Origin of the sequence: Bacillus sp. DX4.1 (assembly GCF_030348195.1) — a bacterium.
Taxonomy (GTDB): domain Bacteria; phylum Bacillota; class Bacilli; order Bacillales; family Bacillaceae_G; genus Bacillus_A.
Window position 1 is genome coordinate 3,052,713 of the sequence record NZ_JAUCFT010000008.1, and the last position, 19,423, is coordinate 3,072,135.

General features: G+C 36.9%; 16 protein-coding genes. 6 read left to right on the top strand and 10 right to left on the bottom strand.

Annotated elements, in window-relative coordinates:
• Positions 1 to 75: 75 nt before the first annotated feature.
• The 3 genes from QUF99_RS18500 to QUF99_RS18510 all read left to right on the top strand — a co-directional run bounded on the left by QUF99_RS18500 (position 76) and on the right by QUF99_RS18510 (position 2,942).
• A complete protein-coding gene (locus QUF99_RS18500) occupies positions 76 to 588 on the top strand; it encodes a DoxX family membrane protein (protein WP_289371819.1) in 513 nt (170 codons plus the stop codon).
• 790 nt (positions 589 to 1,378) lie between these two features.
• Positions 1,379 to 2,569, top strand: a complete 1,191-nt coding sequence (locus QUF99_RS18505) for a DUF2515 family protein (protein WP_289371820.1) — start codon at positions 1,379 to 1,381, stop codon at positions 2,567 to 2,569.
• Positions 2,535 to 2,942: a CBO0543 family protein gene (locus tag QUF99_RS18510; RefSeq protein ID WP_289371821.1), complete on the top strand. Its 408-nt coding sequence runs from the start codon at positions 2,535 to 2,537 to the stop codon at positions 2,940 to 2,942. Before QUF99_RS18505 ends, QUF99_RS18510 begins: the two co-directional genes overlap by 35 nt.
• A gap of 347 nt (positions 2,943 to 3,289) precedes the next feature.
• Here QUF99_RS18510 and panF read toward each other — a convergent pair whose 3' ends face one another.
• Both panF and QUF99_RS18520 read right to left on the bottom strand, forming a co-directional pair.
• The gene (gene panF, locus QUF99_RS18515; RefSeq protein WP_289371822.1) at positions 3,290 to 4,717 is read right to left on the bottom strand and encodes a sodium/pantothenate symporter; all 1,428 of its coding nucleotides are present in this window, start codon (positions 4,715 to 4,717) and stop codon (positions 3,290 to 3,292) included.
• 3 nt (positions 4,718 to 4,720) lie between these two features.
• Positions 4,721 to 4,999 (bottom strand): YhdT family protein, encoded by a 279-nt coding sequence (locus tag QUF99_RS18520; RefSeq protein WP_289371823.1) that lies wholly within the window; start codon positions 4,997 to 4,999, stop codon positions 4,721 to 4,723.
• A gap of 278 nt (positions 5,000 to 5,277) precedes the next feature.
• Here QUF99_RS18520 and QUF99_RS18525 point away from each other — a divergent pair, with 278 nt between their 5' ends.
• Entirely contained in the window at positions 5,278 to 6,762 is a 1,485-nt protein-coding gene (locus QUF99_RS18525) for an aldehyde dehydrogenase family protein (protein WP_289371825.1), read from the top strand.
• A gap of 136 nt (positions 6,763 to 6,898) precedes the next feature.
• Here QUF99_RS18525 and fabG read toward each other — a convergent pair whose 3' ends face one another.
• Complete coding sequence (gene fabG, locus QUF99_RS18530) at positions 6,899 to 7,639, bottom strand: 3-oxoacyl-ACP reductase FabG (protein WP_289371826.1); 741 nt, start codon at positions 7,637 to 7,639, stop codon at positions 6,899 to 6,901.
• 133 nt (positions 7,640 to 7,772) lie between these two features.
• On the opposite strand from fabG, the gene QUF99_RS18535 reads away from it, so the two are divergent.
• Positions 7,773 to 7,922 (top strand): YfhD family protein, encoded by a 150-nt coding sequence (locus QUF99_RS18535; RefSeq protein ID WP_289371827.1) that lies wholly within the window; start codon positions 7,773 to 7,775, stop codon positions 7,920 to 7,922.
• An 80-nt stretch (positions 7,923 to 8,002) separates the two neighbouring features.
• On the opposite strand, the gene shc is transcribed toward QUF99_RS18535, so the two are convergent.
• The 5 genes from shc to QUF99_RS18560 form a co-directional block, all read right to left on the bottom strand.
• The gene (gene shc, locus QUF99_RS18540) at positions 8,003 to 9,865 is read right to left on the bottom strand and encodes a squalene--hopene cyclase (protein ID WP_289371829.1); all 1,863 of its coding nucleotides are present in this window, start codon (positions 9,863 to 9,865) and stop codon (positions 8,003 to 8,005) included.
• 99 nt (positions 9,866 to 9,964) lie between these two features.
• Positions 9,965 to 10,390: a divergent PAP2 family protein gene (locus QUF99_RS18545; protein ID WP_289371830.1), complete on the bottom strand. Its 426-nt coding sequence runs from the start codon at positions 10,388 to 10,390 to the stop codon at positions 9,965 to 9,967.
• 76 nt (positions 10,391 to 10,466) lie between these two features.
• Positions 10,467 to 11,408 carry an EamA family transporter RarD gene (rarD, locus tag QUF99_RS18550; RefSeq protein ID WP_289371832.1) on the bottom strand — a complete coding sequence of 314 codons (942 nt, stop codon included), beginning with the start codon at positions 11,406 to 11,408 and terminating at the stop codon, positions 10,467 to 10,469.
• Between the two features lie 182 nt (positions 11,409 to 11,590).
• Positions 11,591 to 11,845: a DUF1294 domain-containing protein gene (locus QUF99_RS18555; protein ID WP_289371833.1), complete on the bottom strand. Its 255-nt coding sequence runs from the start codon at positions 11,843 to 11,845 to the stop codon at positions 11,591 to 11,593.
• 200 nt (positions 11,846 to 12,045) lie between these two features.
• The gene (locus QUF99_RS18560) at positions 12,046 to 13,431 is read right to left on the bottom strand and encodes an APC family permease (RefSeq protein ID WP_289371834.1); all 1,386 of its coding nucleotides are present in this window, start codon (positions 13,429 to 13,431) and stop codon (positions 12,046 to 12,048) included.
• 782 nt (positions 13,432 to 14,213) lie between these two features.
• On the opposite strand from QUF99_RS18560, the gene brnQ reads away from it, so the two are divergent.
• A complete protein-coding gene (gene brnQ, locus QUF99_RS18565; RefSeq protein WP_289371836.1) occupies positions 14,214 to 15,560 on the top strand; it encodes a branched-chain amino acid transport system II carrier protein in 1,347 nt (448 codons plus the stop codon).
• A gap of 30 nt (positions 15,561 to 15,590) precedes the next feature.
• Here brnQ and QUF99_RS18570 read toward each other — a convergent pair whose 3' ends face one another.
• Both QUF99_RS18570 and QUF99_RS18575 read right to left on the bottom strand, forming a co-directional pair.
• Positions 15,591 to 15,728 (bottom strand): phosphonate ABC transporter permease, encoded by a 138-nt coding sequence (locus tag QUF99_RS18570; protein WP_286121179.1) that lies wholly within the window; start codon positions 15,726 to 15,728, stop codon positions 15,591 to 15,593.
• A gap of 56 nt (positions 15,729 to 15,784) precedes the next feature.
• Complete coding sequence (locus QUF99_RS18575) at positions 15,785 to 19,147, bottom strand: tubulin-like doman-containing protein (RefSeq protein ID WP_289371838.1); 3,363 nt, start codon at positions 19,145 to 19,147, stop codon at positions 15,785 to 15,787.
• Between the last annotated feature and the right edge of the window lie 276 nt (positions 19,148 to 19,423).

The window sequence follows — 19,423 nt, forward strand, 5'->3', positions numbered from 1 at the left end:
TTTGTTCATTGTGATTCACTTCACAAAAATACATAATAAACTTGTACATACATATCGCGCTAGGAGGGATTTATTATGTTTATCAATTTTTTACGCAATGATAAAAGAGCACTATTTATCCTGTTACCGCTTCGTTTATATTTAGGATATACATGGTTATCTGCCGGTATAGGTAAGCTTTTTGGTCAATCATTTGATGCAAGCGGATTTTTAAAAGGTGCAATTGCAAAAGCTGGCGGAGATCATCCAGCTGTACAAGGCTGGTGGGCTGATTTCCTACAAAATTTCGCGCTTCCAAATGCCGATTTATTTAGTTTCCTTGTACAATGGGGAGAAATTTTAGTTGGACTTGGACTTCTTTTAGGCGGGTTAACAAAAACAGCTGCATTTTTCGGGATTGCCATGAACGCCGCTTTCTTATTAAGTGGAACTGTCAGCACAAACCCAAATATGATATTGTTATCCATGCTCATTTTAGTAGCCGGATATAATTCCGGACGTATCGGTTTAGATGGGTATGTTTTTCAAAAGCTTTTCCATAAAAACAATAGTAATCTAAACCCTTCAGCACGGAAATTCGCATCATAAATCAACGACATACTCATTACAACTTCCGATAACACTGATTATGTGAATGAAAAGTCCCTTCAGATCCCTGAAGGGACTTTTATAGGTTTTTAGATACATTGAATACTGATAAGTGGGGTTATGTAAACTTCATATGTATGGAATATACATTGTTTTTTATTCAACTAACAGAACAATTATTTTCAAAAAGAAAGTCATAATAATTTGGTGAATTTTTTAATAACCGCAACTTATTTTTAGGATAGAAGGTGATTTTGTTGTGAAGTACTCACATAAGGAATTTCCACCATAAAAAAAGCCGATTTTCCCACGTTAAGGAATTTTGACTTTTCTGTTTTACAGCATATTTACATATCGTTTATCAAATAGTATACGGGTACGTTGGAGATAAATTCAAAAAAAATAGAAAGACCTCATTTATTCATAGCGTTCGTAATAAAATGATGATAACTGTTCTATTAAACTACTTTTAAAAATTCTTGCTATATAAATCCTTTTTGATTTTTCGACATATAGCCGCGGCTATGGATAACAACAGGTGACCTGCACTCGTTTTCTCTCTTTGTTTTCACTATGTCTGGGCAGGAAAAGGATCTGACCGTTTCTATGCATAGCCGGATGCTCTCTCCCACCTAAAAAGAAGGGTTTTATGTCGGTTTTTTAATTTGTATTTATATAATAGTTAAGAGATTAATTTCTACTAAATAGATCGAAAAAACCGATTATCTGCTGCTTACTGCCATAACCTACTCATCTTTTTTTCAAATTCATGTTAACGGGAGGAAAAGGGATGCACCACAACGATCAGAAAAGAAAATGGAATGGGGGTTCCAAAGTGAGCCCGTATTTTCTTTTAGATGTAAAAGATGAATTAAAGAAAAAAAGTAAAAACAAACAAACTTCTATTAAAACATATAAATTAACGAAAGAAGAGACAATGCTAATCCATGAAATTAAAGAACGAACAAGACAACTCAACAAAAATAATGTGACGAGAACACGTGCTTATTATCAGTTTTACCTCCGATACCCAGAAATACACTGGGCACTACTTGGACACATGGTATCTCGTAACGGTGGTTGGAATATGACGGATTTAAAAGGCGAGTTATATACAAGATTATTGTCAGAAAAAGATCAACTCACCTTCTTTTCTTTTCTAGAACGAGGAAACTGGTTAATCTTCCAGGATGTGTATCCACAATTTTTAGTGTATGAACAAAGTATTAAAAAATCCAAAGGACTGTTTCATCTTCTACCACTTTTCAATGTATCAACGTTTATGGAAACGATGTGGAACCATTTTTGGAGAACAAGCAATCACTATACATTAGCCATTGCGACTATTATTAATGAACAAAGCTATTTAGAAAAAAGGGTTATTCAAAATGCACATTTTAAAAAGACCGTACTAAATAGTGTTGGATTCAAATTTTTTGACTTTTTTCGTTTTAATCATATCCTTTTTCCATTCTATGAAGATAAGACTAAACAAAAAATATTATTATTTGGCGATACAATGACACATTTCACCTCCCTGCATGAGCGGATTTTACTAGGTAAGCGATTATACTCACTGTTGTTTCACAATGAAAATATCTTATCAAAAGTAGTAAATTGGGCTCATGATCATCCACATACTGGTTCGCGAAAAGACTACTGGCCCCATTTGTTTTCTGATGTAAATGAATCATTCTCTCGTGAATTTTATAAACGTCGGACAAAAAAATGTCAATTAAGAAAAGGTACGAATCGTTTATACAGTCCGCGATTAATATACGCATGGAAAGATCTTAATCATGAAGAGGCGGAAAGCGGGGACTGGTTTGAAGACTGGCATATCGTGGACTATTTAATCGATAAGGGAGAAAATACAAATGGAAAGATTAATGATGAATATTGCAAAACACTTGAAAAAATTGAACTTGCAATTCTGGCAAAAAAAAATGTCCTTCTCAGAGAAGAAGAAACAGAAGAGTAACCATCTGGCGTTTGTAGTCACCATCATTTTCTCTTGTTTCATTGGAACGTATTTAGACTTACTATTTGTCAGTAAACAAATGTATACCTTCCCAGTAAGACCATTCCCAGATATATTTACAATCAATGTCGCTTTTACATTATTGATATTGCCAATCTTTACTGCGCTCTTTTTACGAATCGCAAAAACGTTGTCTACATTTTCAAGAATCCTGTTTATCGTTTTGATTGGACTTTGTGCAAGTGTATCCGAACAATTTGCTGAAAACTTAGGATGGTTCACTCATAGCGAAGCATGGCATCATTCTTATTCTTTTTTCGGATACATGATTTTCATGCTCCTTATATGGAAGATTTATCAATGGTTTCAATAACCAGCGACGGCGTTAGGCGAACCTACAATAAACTTACTAAGATTTTTGCATCAGAACCAATAACCTTATAATAAAAAAAGCTGTAACTAGTCTCAAAAACGAAATTAGTTGCAGCCTTTTTAAGTTTATTATTTATTTTCAACCACTATTCTGAATGAGCCAAATGCTTGCTGGCTCACATAGTTATCTTTGCTAACTTCATTTGGGATTGGTAAAGCAATTAATTAAAAATTACTTTCCTGTTCAACTTTAGGTAAAGTAAAATTAAAAAGGTCTTGAGTTAATTAAAGAACCATCTCCATTATATGTGCTTACCTGTTTATTTATAAAAATTTCTCTTTATGCTACTACTTTTTCGCCGTCAACACACTACCAATTACATAGGCAATGAAAGCAAAACAGATTGGAAAAACAACCGTATGGATTCCAAATGGATTTGGAAGAAAGAGATGAATAATTATATAAGAACCTACTCCAACAATTATGGAGGCAATCGCACCAACTGCATTTCCCCTCTTCCAGTATAACCCTAAAACAATCGGCCAGATAAAGGCCGCTTCTAAACCACCAAAGGAAAATAAGTTTAACCAGATTAAGAAATCTGGTGGTTTAATCGCAGCTGCATAGACAAGTAAACCAACGATGGCAGTAATCCATAAACTCCCTTTTTTCACCGTCGTAGCCGCCGCATTTTCATTGACATAGTTCACATATATGTCCTTTATAATTGAAGAACTCACAAGTAACAAGAGTGAGTTTACCGTTGACATAATTGCTGCCATAGGAGCAGCTAAAAAGATCCCTGCAAGCCAAGGCGGTAATACTTTCATTGCTAAGAGCGGCATCACTTTGTCTGGAACAGTTATACCAGGAAGTACAACGCGAGCAAATACACCTGTTAAATGCATTCCAATCATAATTGTACCAACAACAACCGTCCCTATAATTAATGCTTGATGCATTGCTTTTGAGTTTTTATATGACATCGCCCGGACACTAATTTGTGGTAAACCGACAACACCTACACCAATTAAAATCCAAAACGATGTGACATACGTTTTCGTTAAGCTACCATCGGCTCCAAACGGTGTAATTAAATTAGGATTTATTTGAACAAGTTCTTGCATAATCTTTTCAATACCGCCACCAGCAATGATCGTAGCAAGTAAAATAATTGTTGTACCAACTAACATAATAATACCAAGTAAGGTATCAGATAAGGCAACCGCACGAAAACCACCAATTAACACGTAAACAAGTACAGAAAATGTAAAAAGAAATAAAGACGTTGTATACGAAAGACCTGTTAACGATTCGATCAACCTTCCACCGCCAACCCACTGAGCAACTGTTGCTGAAAATAAAAAGATAATAATACATAATGCCGAAAGAATCACAACACCCTTATGATTATATCGTCCTTTCAGGTAATCAATTAATGTGATAGCTTCCATCTTTCTTGCGATAATGGCAAACTTTTTACCAATCACTGTTAATACAATGTAACCTGTTACAACTTGGATTGCCGATAATAGTACCCAGCCAAGTCCCATATTATAGGCAATACCCGGGCCCCCAATAAAGCTACTTGCACTACCATACGTCGCAATCATTGTCATCGCTAATAATAAACCGCCAAGTTCACGTCCACCAAGAAAGTATTCTTGTAAAAATTTATTATGAGCGGTTGCTTGCACGCGTTTTGATGCATATACACCTATTAAAAATACAATGATAAAAGAAATTATCATTGGGATTATTACATACCAGTTCATCTATCATTCCTCACTTTTTTCTTCCTCATCGAGCGAAATATCTTGAAATACAAAACGTACAACAATAACAAGAAGTATAACCATTACAACAAAACCGACTATACAACTATAAAAAAACCATGCTGGGAAGCCTAATACATATGTATATTCCTTTGGATCTTTACTTCCAAGCCCATAAGCAAAGCCATACCATATCATAAAATTAATAACAGCAAGTCCAAGACCAATCCAAGCTTCTCTATGGGCAATTCTAAAGCGCGGATCATCATGATAATCCTTCATTTTCTCCCTCCTCTCACGATGTATAATTGTACCATTGTTTTTCTAGTTTTTCCTACTTGAAAAGAAAAACGTGCAGGAATTTTTACTAGGATGAAGAAGCTACATGTATATTACATAATTTTAACAATTGTAACGCAAATGAAATTTGAATTTTCAGTCTTTATTGATTATGATTCAAATTAGAGGTCTTTCACCTAGTAGTTTCTTTGCAGCTCCTATTTCAGGAATAAACGCTGTTATATACTGCGTTTACAATATATTTTCAAGGGGGTTATACAATGAGTCAACTAGCTGTGAATCTTCATGAAAAAGTAGAGAAATTCTTACAAGGAACGAAGAAATTATATATAAACGGAGCGTTCATTGAAAGCGCTTCTGGTAAAACGTTTAAAACTCCTAACCCAGCAACTGGTGAAACATTAGCTATCGTTTCAGAAGCCGGTCGCGAAGATATTCATAAAGCAGTCGTAGCTGCAAGACACGCATTCGATGAAGGTCCATGGTCACGGATGAGCACTGCAGAGCGCAGCCGTCTGATGTACAAGCTCGCAGACTTAATGGAAGAACATAAAGAAGAATTGGCACAACTTGAAACATTGGATAACGGTAAACCAATCCGCGAAACGCTAGCAGCAGATGTTCCTCTTGCAATTGAGCATATGCGTTATTACGCTGGATGGGCAACAAAAATCGTTGGTCAAACAATCCCAGTCTCCGGAGAATACTTTAACTACACACGCCATGAAGCAGTTGGTGTTGTCGGTCAAATTATTCCATGGAACTTCCCACTATTAATGGCAATGTGGAAAATGGGAGCTGCTCTTGCAACTGGATGTACAATTGTCTTAAAACCAGCAGAGCAAACGCCGCTTTCTGCTCTATACTTAGCTGAATTATTTGAAGAAGCTGGCTTCCCGAAAGGCGTTGTCAATATCGTGCCTGGATATGGTGAATCAGCTGGACAAGCTCTTGTGAATCATCCTCTCGTCGATAAAATTGCGTTTACAGGTTCCACTCCAGTCGGAAAACAAATTATGAAACAAGCTTCTGAATCATTAAAACGCGTTACGTTAGAGCTCGGTGGTAAATCACCAAACATCATCTTACCAGATGCTGATCTATCACGTGCTATTCCAGCAGCACTTTCTGGTGTTATGTTTAACCAAGGACAAGTATGCTGCGCGGGCTCCCGCTTATTTATTCCAAAGAAAATGTATGATAATGTCATGGCTGACCTTGTTCTTTATTCAAAGAAATTAACACAAGGCGCGGGCTTAGATCCAGAAACAACGATTGGACCACTTGTATCACAAGAGCAACAAAACCGTGTCATGGGATATATTGAAAAAGGCATTGAAGAAGGTGCAGAAGTACTTGTTGGTGGAAACAAGCCTTATGAGCAAGGGTACTTTGTTTCACCAACGATATTTGCAGATGTAAATGACGAAATGACAATTGCGAAAGAAGAAATTTTCGGCCCAGTCATTTCTGCATTACCGTTTAATGATATTGATGAAGTCATTGAGCGTGCAAATAAATCTTCATTTGGCTTAGCTGCTGGTGTATGGACAGAAAATGTAAAAAATGCACACTACGTTGCAAGTAAAGTTCGTGCTGGCACAGTGTGGGTTAACTGTTATAACGTCTTTGATGCAGCATCTCCGTTTGGAGGCTTTAAGCAATCTGGTCTCGGCCGTGAAATGGGTTCCTATGCATTAAATAACTATACAGAAGTAAAAAGTGTTTGGGTTAACCTAAACTAAATGAGAGAGCCTGACCAAAATTGGTCAGGCTTTCTTTATTATGTATTGAAAGTGTTTTTGTAATAGGTAGTTGACTAAATGTGGAACTATCTCTTTCTTTTTAATACGAGCGCCACTTTATGATTGTTTACTCCTCTTACACTTGTAATCCTCCGCTAACATTCAGAACCTCTCCTGTAATGTAAGAAGCATACTCTGATGCAAAGAAGGCTGCAGCGTTCGCAATATCTTGTGGCGTTCCAATTCTACCTACTGGAATTGCCCCGATCATCTTTTCCTTCACTTTATCTGGTATCGTCTTTGTCATATTTGTATCCATAAAGCCTGGACAAATCGCATTACACGTTATACCAAATGTACCTACTTCTTTTGCCGCTGTTTTTGTTAAACCAATGACCCCTGCTTTCGTTGCCGCATAATTCGCTTGTCCAATATTTCCTTGCCAGCTAATCGAAGAAATATTAATAATGCGGCCGTATTGTTGTTGTCTCATATAAAGAAGTGCTGGTTGCATGCAATAAAACACGCCTGTCAAATTCACTTGTAACACTTGCTCCCATGCCGATTTCTCCATCTTATGTAACATCGCATCTTTTGTAATTCCAGCGTTATTAACTAAAATATGTAATTCACCAAACATTTGCACAGCATATTCAATTAGCGACTTTGCTTCATTTTGATTACTCACATCACAAGCATATAAGCTAACTTCATATCCTTGTTTTAAAAATTCATTTGTCGTTTCCCTTAATTTCTCCTCGTTCACATCACTAATTAGAACCTTCGCTCCTAATTTTGCAAATGTACAAGCAATTTCTTTTCCTATACCTTGTGCAGCTCCTGTTACGACAGCTGTTTTCCCTTGTAAAAACTTCATCATTCTCCCCCCATTTTTCTAACTTACTATGTATATTTCGTCTTCTCCCCTTTTAACTCCTTTTTTGTATAAAATGGTCTATTTGTGTAAAACTAAAGTTGCAACGCAACATAACACAAGGAGATTGTGTCGAATGAACAAAAAAAGTATACAACAAAACAAAACTTCTGATGGCATTGATGTTGAGTTTTCTCGTGAACTCGCTGATCAAAATGATTTAGAAGCAAATGCACGTGCAGATGCCGCCGATGCACGTCAAAAACGCCAAGCAAAACAAAAATAAGGTGCTTTTTTGTCCCTTATCATTTCACAATTGGGTCCTACTACCCATGAACATGAAATAAACCGAGAGGATCTCTCGGTTTATTTCATGTTATATTTTTTCATGTAATGTGCAAATGTAAGCAATGGGAATAAACGATGGTAGCTATGATAACGAATATAAAACCCACCCGGCAAGCCCGTACCAGTTGGATAATTTTGATTCTGAGAAGAGTGCGCCAACAAATACGAGATACCTTTTCGAATGGCTGGTGTTTCTGTATCATGAAAAGAAATAAGTGCATCAAGAGCCCATGCCGTTTGTGCCGGCGTACTAAAAGGTAACGAAATAAATCGCTTCTCCTCACTACTTCTGCATGATTCACCCCACCCACCATCACGATGTTGAATCGCTTCTAACCATGTAACAGCTCTTTTTAAGGCTGAATGATTAGATGGTACATGAGCAGCACGTAAACCCGTTACCGCCGCCCAAGTTCCGTATATGTAGCACACTCCCCATTTTCCATACCATGATCCCTCCTTCTCTTGCTTCTGCAACAGCCATTTAACAGCTCGATCTTTTTGCTCCTTTTTAAGCGCATGCGGTGCATATGTCCCAAAAAACTCCAACACCCTACCGGTTATATCTGATGTGGATGGATCAGTACTCATGTCCCCGACATTATCAAGAGGCAAATGGGTAAGAATTCGACTCGTTACCCCTTTTTCAAATGCTCCCCAGCCACCATCACTATTTTGTAAACCGCTCACCCATTGTATCCCTTTCTTCCATGCTTGTTCCGCCTTATGATTTTCTTTCGCACTCTGTGCCAACGCTCTAAGTGCCGCTGTTGTATCATCAATATCTGGTATCGTCGTATTCGTATCTGAAAACCCCCAACCACCCGCCGCAAGGGATGGGGCATGCACGCTCCAATCTTTCTGCTCTGTATGTTGCTTTTGCAGCAAATAATCTGTTGCCTTTTGAATTATCCGATCATTACGTGGTACATTAGCTTCTTGCAATGCATAGCTCAGTAGCGCTGTATCCCATACGGTGGATGGAGAATTTTGCAGATGCGCTCCTGCCTCCATGTTCCATACATAAGACTTCAGCCCTAATACTGCATTTGAAATAATAGGTGACGTAGCGGAATGTCCAAGTGCAAGCAGTGCATAAATCATATAGAACGTCGCACTTGCATAACTGTAAAGCGTTCCATTTTTCTCGATTCGTTCTATCATAAAACGCTCCGCCTCGTTATACCCTTTATGATGTAACGAAAGCGGATAAAATAGAATTTTTTTCACATCACCCAGTAGTGTTTGCAACTGGGGAGATCGTTCTTCCCGAAACCACTGCATTGTACTTTCTCCTACTATATTGTCCAGATTTGGAAGCACGCTTTTTGAAACAGAAAAACGTTTGTTCATACACATCATCATGGGAACAAGGTGAATACGTGCTGAACTACTTAACTCATAGATGCTCAACTGCGAATCATCTGGTAAAAAGAAGATTGGTGTGGGAAAATGGAACAACGGCGGATACTCGTATTTTCCGTGGACAGCTAACATAAACTTTGTCATAAAATGCGCACGAGTCACTCCGCCCTGATGACGAATAAATGCTTCGGCTCGTTTCATATTTGCATCCTCTTTTGTATACTTTTTTGAGGCAAGTAACGCTGCATAAGCCTGAATCGACGTTGACAAATTCCCGGCTGTTTCATCTTCATATAACTTCCATGTTCCTTCATTTGTTTGGAGGGATGCAATTCGAGCAACAAATGGCTCTATTTCTTCATCTTGCCCTAGCATTCGCAGTAATAAAATCATATGACAATCCGTTAAAGGTGAACCTTCAAAACAAAACCGCCAAGTCCCATCTTCATGTTGCATCGTGCGAAGTGCAGTAGTTTGCCGTTCGATTTCTCCCTGTACTTTGTCATATAGTAACATCCTCTTCACCTACCTTTTACAATCCGTATACGATATTCGTATCGGATCACAAATATGTATGAAACAAAAAAGCAAAGCGTATAAAAGTACACGCTTTGCTTATGAACAATACCAAATCGCCACAACAATTCCTAAAATTGCTCCGACAACAACCTGATACGGTGTATGTCCTACAAGTTCATTTAATTTCTTATAATCTGTTTGTCTACCATGAAAAAACTCGTTTAAAATTTTTGCCTGTTTACTTACCGCAAGTCTTACTCCTGAAGCATCATACATAACAATAATCGCAAAAATAGCTGCAACTGCAAAAATTGAGCTCGTTATCCCTTCTACCATACCAACTCCTGTTGCCAGTGCAGTAACAGTTGAAGAATGCGAACTTGGCATTCCTCCAGAAGCAAAAAACTGTGCAAAATCAAATTCTTTCATTTTTACTAATTTAAAGATGACTTTCGCAAGCTGTGCTATAAACCATGCAAGCACAGCCGACATAAGTGGATCATTATGTAAAATTGTTTCCATGTTTCAGCACCTCACTGATTGTAATGGAAATTCCATACTTACAGTATAAAGAAAAAAACGTAGAAAATACTACGCTTTACGATACTTTTGCTGATTTATTTTTTAGAAACTTCGGTTGTTTGTTCAACATAAACTTTGTTTTTGCCATTGAAAATGCCAATAGGGCAATCCAAATTGAGAAGAAAGCTGTCATATGAGCTGATGTGAAATGTTCTTTAAAAACAAAAACACCTAAAATAAGATTGATTGTCGGCGCAATATATTGTAAGAAACCAATCATATATAGTGGAATGAGTCTTGCCCCTTTTGCAAAATAAAAAAGCGGTAAAGCCGTAATAATACCTGCTCCCATCAAAAGAAATGTTGAAGTAAGTGAAACTGAACCAAATGAGCCAAATCCATACTCACCAATCATAAATAGATAAATGAAAGCGATTGGTGTAACGATCATTGTTTCCATTGTTAGCCCAATCATAGCATCATAATCTAACAATTTTTTTGTTAAACCATATAATCCGAATGAAAATGCTAGTGAAAGGGCAATCCATGGAATTGATCCAAAGCGAAAGGTCAAAATAATAACTCCTACTGCCGCTAAACCAACTGCAACATATTGCCAAAAGTTGAGTTTTTCTTTCAGAACGACTGTGCCAAGTAAAATACTAACAAGAGGATTAATATAATAGCCTAAACTTGCTTCAATTATATGGTTATGATTCACAGCCCATATGTACACAAACCAGTTTCCACTAATTAAAATGGAAGAAATCGTTAATGAGATGAATAATTTAGTTCGTTTAAAAAGACTCACAAGTTCATCAAGAAATTGCCCAAATCGTTTCGATACACCTAAAATAAGTAACATAAAAACAAAAGCCCAAACGATGCGATGTGCTAATATTTCTTCTGCAGGGACTGCCTCTATCCATTTCCAATAAACAGGAAGAATTCCCCACATCATATACGCACCAGCCGCATAGATAATCCCTTGCTTTTGCACTGTCTTTTGACTCTCCATTTGCTCTTTTCCCCTCTTCTCTTTTTCTCTCCATTATAAGGTGTCTTTCTAGACCTTTACAAATATCCCCTTTGTAACTTTTTCGACAAAAATACTCATATTATTATTTCAAGCCAGCTTTCACATTTCATGAATCTTAGTTTTTTCTAAGTATCTTTCATAATATGTAATCTTACTTCACCTTAAAGTATCCAAAATAGATACGCTGTTACAACTACAAGAATTGGGATACCAATTTTAAACTTATTTTTATGTGTTTTATGATGAAAAACATACATTCCAATCCATGCTCCTAATGCTCCCCCTGCTGCAGAAACTAAAAACAATGTATTCTCTGGGGTACGCCATTGCTTTTTCTTTGCTTTTCGTTTATCTAATCCCATCATACGAAACGCAATAAGATTGATACATAATACATACAGCCATTTTACCATCATTCTTTACTTCCACATCGCTTTCTGTTTTAATCATGAATCCTTCTACAATAGTAATGTATTTTCTCCTATTACAAAACAGAAATTATAATTACACATCAAGTGAAACTTTAATCAGTAGGGGATTCACTGCCCGTTAATACGAGATAAAAAATAGTTGTAAACAAAAGAAGTCTACTTTTGTCTACAACTATTTTTTCACGCTATTTGTTCAAGATTCCTTTTCTTGCATTGCTGTGTTTTTTAGAATACATAAAATAAACCAAAACACCTATTACGATCCAAACGCTAAAACTAATTAAAGTCACGGAAGAAAGATTGAGCGCTAAATATATACAACATAAAATAGAAAATATCGGTAAAACAGGAACCAATGGTGCTCGAAATGGTCTCGGTAATTTTGGATTTGTTTTTCGTAAAACAATAACCGCAATGGATACAAATATAAAAGCTGTTATCGTTCCCATATTTACTAAATTCGCTAATAAGTTTAAATCTACAAATCCAGCTAGTAAAGCGGCAATAATGCCTGTAATCCACGTATTTAGAAATGGAGTTTGAAATCTTTTATTTACACTAGAAAGTTTTTTGGGAAGTAAACCATCACGGCTCATCGAATACGAAACACGCACAAAAGCAAACATTGCTACTAAAAGAACGGTAGTTAGGCCGGCTATAGCCCCTACAGATAAGAAGCCAGCAACTTTATCTTCCCCTACAACACGAAGAGCATATGCAACTGGATCTGCTACGTTCAATTCAGTAAAAGGTACAATTCCGGTCAGTATAAACGAAACGCCAATATAAAGGACTGTACAAATACATAACGATACAATAAGACCGATTGGAACATTACGTTGTGGGCGCTTAACTTCTTCTGCTGCAGTAGCAACTGCGTCAAACCCTAAAAAAGCAAAAAATACAGTGGCTGCCCCTCCGACAACTCCATGATATCCGTATGGAAGAAATGGTTGCCAATTTTCCGGTTTTACATACTGTGCCCCAACTACAATAAACGCAATGATAACGATAAGTTTAACAAGAACCATGATGTTATTAATTCGTGCACTTTCTTTTACTCCACGGCTTAACAAAAATGTAACGACTAAAATAACAAGAACGGCAGGCAAATCAATCATTCCACCTTTCCCCATACCAGGGGCTGAGGCCAAAATGGTTGGAATTTTAATATGAAATCCTAACAGTAATGATTGAAAATAAGCAGACCAGCCTGCGGCAACAGCCGAAGTTGCTAATAAATATTCTAACATTACACACCAACCGACTATAAAAGCAAAAATTTCTCCTAGTGTAATATATGTATACGAGTATACACTACCAGCAACTGGAACAGTAGAAGCGAATTCAGCATAACAAAATGCTACGCATGCACAGACAATAGCTGCCAGTATAAAGGACAAAATAATAGCAGGGCCGGCATGTTTTGCTGCAACAATTCCTGTTAATACAAAAATTCCTGTTCCAATGATTGCTCCAATTCCTAAAAGAGTTAAGTCAAATGCTCCTAGCGTTGGATTTAATACTTGCTTCTTTTCTTGGTCAATTTCTTTTTTCACTAGTAAACTCATTAGCAGAAACCTCTTTTCAACATAATCCCATACAACGCGAAACCCCCATCACCATTTGATCTCTTATAGGTAATTTATCTCTCGTCTAACGTCTTTGATTTCTCATCACTTTGAGGCGAGGGTGTTACTGCTCTTTAGTGTGAGATACACAGCATAGGTATAATTATTTTAATCCAATAATTAAATATTTTATCTTTTCCTTTTATAATATAAAAAGAAAAGATACTGAAAAATCTAAACAAAAAATATACACTTACTAATTAGAAAACTTTACATAAAGAAACACTTTTTCCAATGGTGCATCATTGAAAACATGATTGAATTTATCATATTCTTAATTGTATTGTCAATAATAAGATTTTTCACTCCCGTTTGGATAATTATGTGATATGAAGTATTATTTTACAAACACAAAATCATCAAATCCCTATTACTTCAAATAAAATGTTTGATTTTATTTTTTGATATTAATAATATATACATTCGATTCCCAACAAAACGTGATATATTCAGTGAATGAACACCTTTCATTGTTATCGTAAAATAAATACAACAATAGTTTGTTTTTTCTCATAGCATAGTATTCGCTATATATTATTTATCCAATCAAAAATCACATTTATTATTTATTTAAAAAAATTTCAAATAAAAATATTTTTTGTTGCTATATAAATTTCATATCAGTATAATAAAAAACGTTGTGGTTATTCTCGTTTTAATATTCAGAATTTTCTTTGTAATATTATGGTATTTCTAATTAATATTTTACTGGAGGGTTTAGCTTGACCAATAAAGTACCATTTTCTCGCGTTCTTGTAATCGGACTTATGTTGTTTGCTCTTTTCTTTGGAGCTGGAAACTTAATTTTTCCAGCTATGTTAGGTCAAACAGCTGGACATAACGTTTGGATTGCTACGGCTGGATTTTTAATTACAGGAGTGGGTCTTCCGTTGCTAGGGGTACTAGCATTTGGCATTTCGGGTAGCGATGATTTGCAAACACTTGCAAATCGGGTTCATCCTTGGTTCAGTGCTGTATACACTTTTGTTCTTTACCTAGCAATCGGTCCCCTGTTTGCATTACCTAGAGCAGGAAGCGTTTCTTTTGAAATAGGAGTGAAGCCATTTTTACCTGAAAACACCGGAAGTATTCCATTACTTGTTTTCACAATTATTTTCTTTGGTATTACTTGTTGGTTCTCATTCAATCCAACAAAAATTGTTGATGTTGTCGGTAAGCTTTTAACACCAATCAAACTTACATTCATCGGTATTTTAGTGGTTGCTGCTTTTGTACAACCTATCGGCCCTATTCAAGCCCCTACACAAGAATATGTCAGCAATTCTTTTTTTAAGGGATTTCAACAAGGCTATTTAACAATGGATACACTCGCATCCTTCGTGTTTGGTATTATCATTATTAACGCCATTAAAGAAAAAGGAAACTATGCTAAAAAAGAAATTGTTAGCGTTTGTGCAAAAGCAGCTGCTATTGCCGCAATCGTATTAACTATTGTTTATACTTCGCTTTCCTATATGGGTGCTGCTAGTGTATCTAAATTAGGTCATTTAACAAATGGTGGCGAAGTGTTAGCGAAAGTAGCTAATTTTTATTTCAGTTCTTTAGGAAATTTATTGTTGGGCTTGATGATTACTGTAGCCTGTTTAACAACTAGCGTTGGGCTTGTGACATCTTGTTCTTCATACTTCCATAAAGTATTTCCGAAGATTTCATATAAAACATTTGCGGCAGTTCTATCTATTTTTAGTGCGGTTATTGCAAATATGGGCTTAACAGAGTTAATTTCCATTTCTGTACCGGTACTTACTGCAATATATCCGCTGGCAATTATGTTAATTGTCTTAACATTTTTACATCCACTATTTAAAGGAAGAACGGAAGTATATCAATGGAGTTTATCTCTCACTTTTGTCGTTAGTATATTCGATGGATTGAATGCAGCAAATTTACCAATTCAATCTATCAATACTTTATTTTCGAAAATTCTCCCTTTATACGATGCCGGCTTAGGTTGGATCTGTCCAGCGATTATTGGAGGGTTTATCGGATATTTAATTTATGTATTCCGAATAAAATACATTGCTAGTACACCGAAAACAAATCATTGAAAAACCATGCAGGTAATCCCTGCATGGTTTTTATTCTTCATTTTCTTTTTCTATTTCCTCTTTACAATCTTCAAAAACTAACTCATCTTTCATTTCCATGCAAATCATCGCATGATAAATTTCTGGATATAACCCGAACACTTGATATACACTTCCTAGAAACGGCATGAGAATCCCCCTTTTTAAAGCAATCATTCCATACTTAAGGATTCCCTATCTTCACGCTACACATTCGTTTTTGACTCTTGTTCCTCTTCTTGAATGTTTAGAAGATGCAGCCATTTTTTATACGGTGCACTATTCGGATCGACATAGCCTTTTGCATAGGAGCGATCCCATAGTTGCCGTACAAACATCGCCGCTTCTTTTTTTGCAACCATTTCAGATCCCGTTCCATAGTAAGCTTGAAAATATGTTTTGATTTCATCAAGAAGCAATCGTAATAATTCATCAGATGTTTCTTCTAACGTAGGATCATATTTCGCCTCACGATCGTACATTAAAATCATGTCTAAAATATTATGAACGTGTTCCTTTCTTAACCACCGTACATCTTGAGCACCTAACACAAACGACTGCGTATACAAATGTCCACCTTGCTGCATTGCTTTTTCCTGTTCTTCTTCAAAACGTGAAAGAATATTTTCGTAAATAAACGGATTATGGAGCAATGCACGGTGTAATTTATAACTTTCACTCGAAATATTTTTCCCCATCGATTGAATCAAAAAGCTGCGGCCCACTCCGTTATATTGATAAACAAACTGACCATCCACTGCTACAAGACTAATCCAGCGGTACATATATGCATACAGAAGGGCACGGTTACATTTATCATAATCTAGCTTCGTTTGCGTTACATTTAAGTCAGGCATAAAGGCCGGCAAGTGCCAATATTTATCTAAATGCGGTGTTAAATTGGATTTCTTTATATTTAATTTGTTAACGCGGCGATAATAGGACTGAAAATAGTCACCTTTATCATTCATAAACCCGTTCGCAATATGACCAGATGAAAGTTTTGGAAAGTCTTGCAGTGATAAACCGTAATGAGCCCGGTAACAAATGACTTCGAACGGTGAAAATGCTGTATTCACTGTATCTCTTTCTTGAAACATTTCCTGAAGAAGCTCTTCCTGTAATTCTTGTTTAAGAGAAGGATGTACTCCCCAATACTGTAATTCGCGATGATGAGCTACTTTCGGAATAAATGGACTTGCTAGGTGAAAGAGATCTTCAATTTTTTCTCTTACATATTCATTGCGATCACGCTTCTCGAAGTCAGCTTCTTTTCGCAACGCTTCAATAATATTAAGCTCAAGTTTATCGCGATAACGTACTTGTAGTTCATCATAGCAATACGTTAAAATATGTTCTCTATAAAAATCTTCTACTTTTTGCGATTGACTTTCTTCCGCTTGGGCATCTCGGCAATACTCTCCATACAGGCTCATATAAATCTCAGCTGATATTTCTTTCGGCAGTACACCTAGATTTAAATGATGTTGAATGTCATGCCATATTTTCTCTTGTAATTGTTCGTTCGCTAGCACATATACATTTGTCGGATTTGTTTTTCCTTCAAACTCTTTGCTCCGTTTTTGAATTTCGAGAAGTAAATTTTCACGTGTTTCCTGCAAGTTATCAAAGAATCGCTCCCAATGTTGAATCATTTTACTAATCGTCTGGTAAAGCGATTGATAAACGAGTTCAAGTAACATTTCCTTTCGATATTCATTTAATTTGTGCACATATTGCGTAACAATATCTTCAAATTCTTTACGGAACATACGCTGCTGATTATAAAACATTTTTCCAAACCAGTTTTGTTGCTGTGCAAACTCTACACGCCGCACTGCCGTTACTGTACCATCTATATTGCTTACATTAAATTTTTTATCATAGTTTTGAATTAAATTCCGCTTCTGCTCATTGCTTTCATGTAACCGGTTCATCCGCTCTACTAACTGCTTCCGAATTTCATACAACATAAAACGTGCAGCAACTGGATGAACAGGATCCGTTTTCTTTAAAAACCATGTATTCAGTTGATACGACTGTCCTTCTGAACCGCTCGGCGTAAAACGATCCGCTTCTATCATGTCATACATAAGTGTTGTGACATGTTCATGCACACGGCTCGGTATCGCGTATGCATATAAGCGGACAGCATGATCCACTCTTGCCACTTCGCCCTTCATTTGTTCAGTAATTTTGAGCTTTGCGGCAGAAATTTTACACTCATGCTGCAATCGATTTAATTCTTCATCTTTTTGCACCGTACGCTGTACATAGCTTTCCACTGCCTCTAAAAACATTTTCGATTTTGCAACACCGATTTTCCCGCCCTCAGCACCTTCACGCGTTTCATAATACATTTGCTTATAAAAGATGTGCGCCTGCTCTGGGCGGGTTGCGAGATGCTCTAAATCTTCTAAATAACTTTTCCCACGCTCTGGTTTTTCACGCTGCATACCGCGGCGAACATCTTGTTCATAGCGCTGTTTTTTATCTTGAAACAGTTGATCTAAATGAAGCCAAGATTCATCTAATCCTTGTACCGCCCATTTTAATGCACAGTATTTCAAGACATGTTCATATGGATAAATTAACTTTGCAGTCCCGGCCCCGCAGTATCGTGCTTTCCCATTTGATTCAGCCAATTGCTGAATTTGATTATCCTCTTGTGCAAAATGACTTGTAGACATTGGACTAAATAATTGCAAATAGATGGTGTTCGCCATCTGCTCCATATAATCCGATAAATTATGCAAGTGATGACCATGTAAATTTTCATAATCGTATAAGAAACAATAGTTATACGGTAAATGATGCTGTTTAATGGTGTGATTCGTTCGTCCATCTTCATCCACCTGATCTGGACGATACTCTAGTTCAATAGTCACACCGCCTCGCTTTGATAATTCACCGGTGGAACCGAGCGTAATCGCATGAAGTTCTTTTAAAGAAGCATAACCATTCGCCTGCACGGTTTCAAACTCTTTTCCGCTAACCGTACGCGTCTTTACGAGTACATCTGGCATTAAAAATGCACCGCGTATTAAAATATTATGATGCTGCAGCTTTTTCCGAAGCATTTCGCGTAAATACAATGCAATTTGTAGAAACATACCTGATCCTGTACCACCAGCTAACGATGTAATAATAATAACCCGAACACCATATTCTGTTTTATCGCTCGTTACAGGAAATATTTTTTCAATTTCCTGCCAAAAGGTAGTTAACTTATCATCCTTCATTGCTGCTCGTAATGCTAGACGCGAAATAACACGAAGTTGCCCTGCGCCCTCTGTTAATGGCTTATCAAGAACGGTATGGTCCATCGGAAACCATTCTGGGATCGTTGGGTCTTCTGCAATATATTCTCTCGGAGTTTTGCTTGAACTTGTTTGCGTCATAAATTTGCGAATATGCTGGAACTTACTTAACGTGTTCACATCTGTATCAAATACATGCATCGCTACTTTTTTACGACGTTCTGGCGGCAACTTTTCATATATTTGATGCGTAATTGTACTCCCGATTCCACCTAAACCAATTAAAATCGTTGGAACTTGTAATGTCATGTGAACCACCTTCCTATTATTGCGTGTTCCAAAAAGAGGATAAAGAGAGCCGAGCAGTTCGAGGCGCGGAAGCCAGGAGGATACAGAGTCTAGCTGGAACTACATAAGTACCGGACTGGCGACGTAACAAAGAAACAGGGCGGCTATCTTTACCGGACTTTTTGAACTTCCTCTAGTTCGTGTTCAAAAAGGAGGATACAGAGTCTAGCTGGAACTACATGAGTACCGGACTGGCGACGTAACGAAGAAATAGGGCGGCTATCTTTACCGGACTTT

What these genes read in the sequence shown, in the direction of transcription:
- panF (WP_289371822.1), bottom strand. Translation starts at nt 4,717, where the DNA reads ATGAACTGGTATGTAATAATCCCAATGATAATTTCTTTTATCATTGTA.
- QUF99_RS18510 (WP_289371821.1), top strand. Translation starts at nt 2,535, where the DNA reads ATGTCCTTCTCAGAGAAGAAGAAACAGAAGAGTAACCATCTGGCGTTT.
- QUF99_RS18570 (WP_286121179.1), bottom strand. Translation starts at nt 15,728, where the DNA reads ATGCCGTTTCTAGGAAGTGTATATCAAGTGTTCGGGTTATATCCAGAA.
- QUF99_RS18505 (WP_289371820.1), top strand. Translation starts at nt 1,379, where the DNA reads ATGCACCACAACGATCAGAAAAGAAAATGGAATGGGGGTTCCAAAGTG.
- shc (WP_289371829.1), bottom strand. Translation starts at nt 9,865, where the DNA reads ATGTTACTATATGACAAAGTACAGGGAGAAATCGAACGGCAAACTACT.
- QUF99_RS18500 (WP_289371819.1), top strand. Translation starts at nt 76, where the DNA reads ATGTTTATCAATTTTTTACGCAATGATAAAAGAGCACTATTTATCCTG.
- QUF99_RS18560 (WP_289371834.1), bottom strand. Translation starts at nt 13,431, where the DNA reads ATGAGTTTACTAGTGAAAAAAGAAATTGACCAAGAAAAGAAGCAAGTA.
- fabG (WP_289371826.1), bottom strand. Translation starts at nt 7,639, where the DNA reads ATGAAGTTTTTACAAGGGAAAACAGCTGTCGTAACAGGAGCTGCACAA.
- QUF99_RS18575 (WP_289371838.1), bottom strand. Translation starts at nt 19,147, where the DNA reads ATGACATTACAAGTTCCAACGATTTTAATTGGTTTAGGTGGAATCGGG.
- QUF99_RS18535 (WP_289371827.1), top strand. Translation starts at nt 7,773, where the DNA reads ATGAACAAAAAAAGTATACAACAAAACAAAACTTCTGATGGCATTGAT.
- QUF99_RS18545 (WP_289371830.1), bottom strand. Translation starts at nt 10,390, where the DNA reads ATGGAAACAATTTTACATAATGATCCACTTATGTCGGCTGTGCTTGCA.
- QUF99_RS18555 (WP_289371833.1), bottom strand. Translation starts at nt 11,845, where the DNA reads ATGATGGTAAAATGGCTGTATGTATTATGTATCAATCTTATTGCGTTT.
- QUF99_RS18520 (WP_289371823.1), bottom strand. Translation starts at nt 4,999, where the DNA reads ATGAAGGATTATCATGATGATCCGCGCTTTAGAATTGCCCATAGAGAA.
- rarD (WP_289371832.1), bottom strand. Translation starts at nt 11,408, where the DNA reads ATGGAGAGTCAAAAGACAGTGCAAAAGCAAGGGATTATCTATGCGGCT.
- QUF99_RS18525 (WP_289371825.1), top strand. Translation starts at nt 5,278, where the DNA reads ATGAGTCAACTAGCTGTGAATCTTCATGAAAAAGTAGAGAAATTCTTA.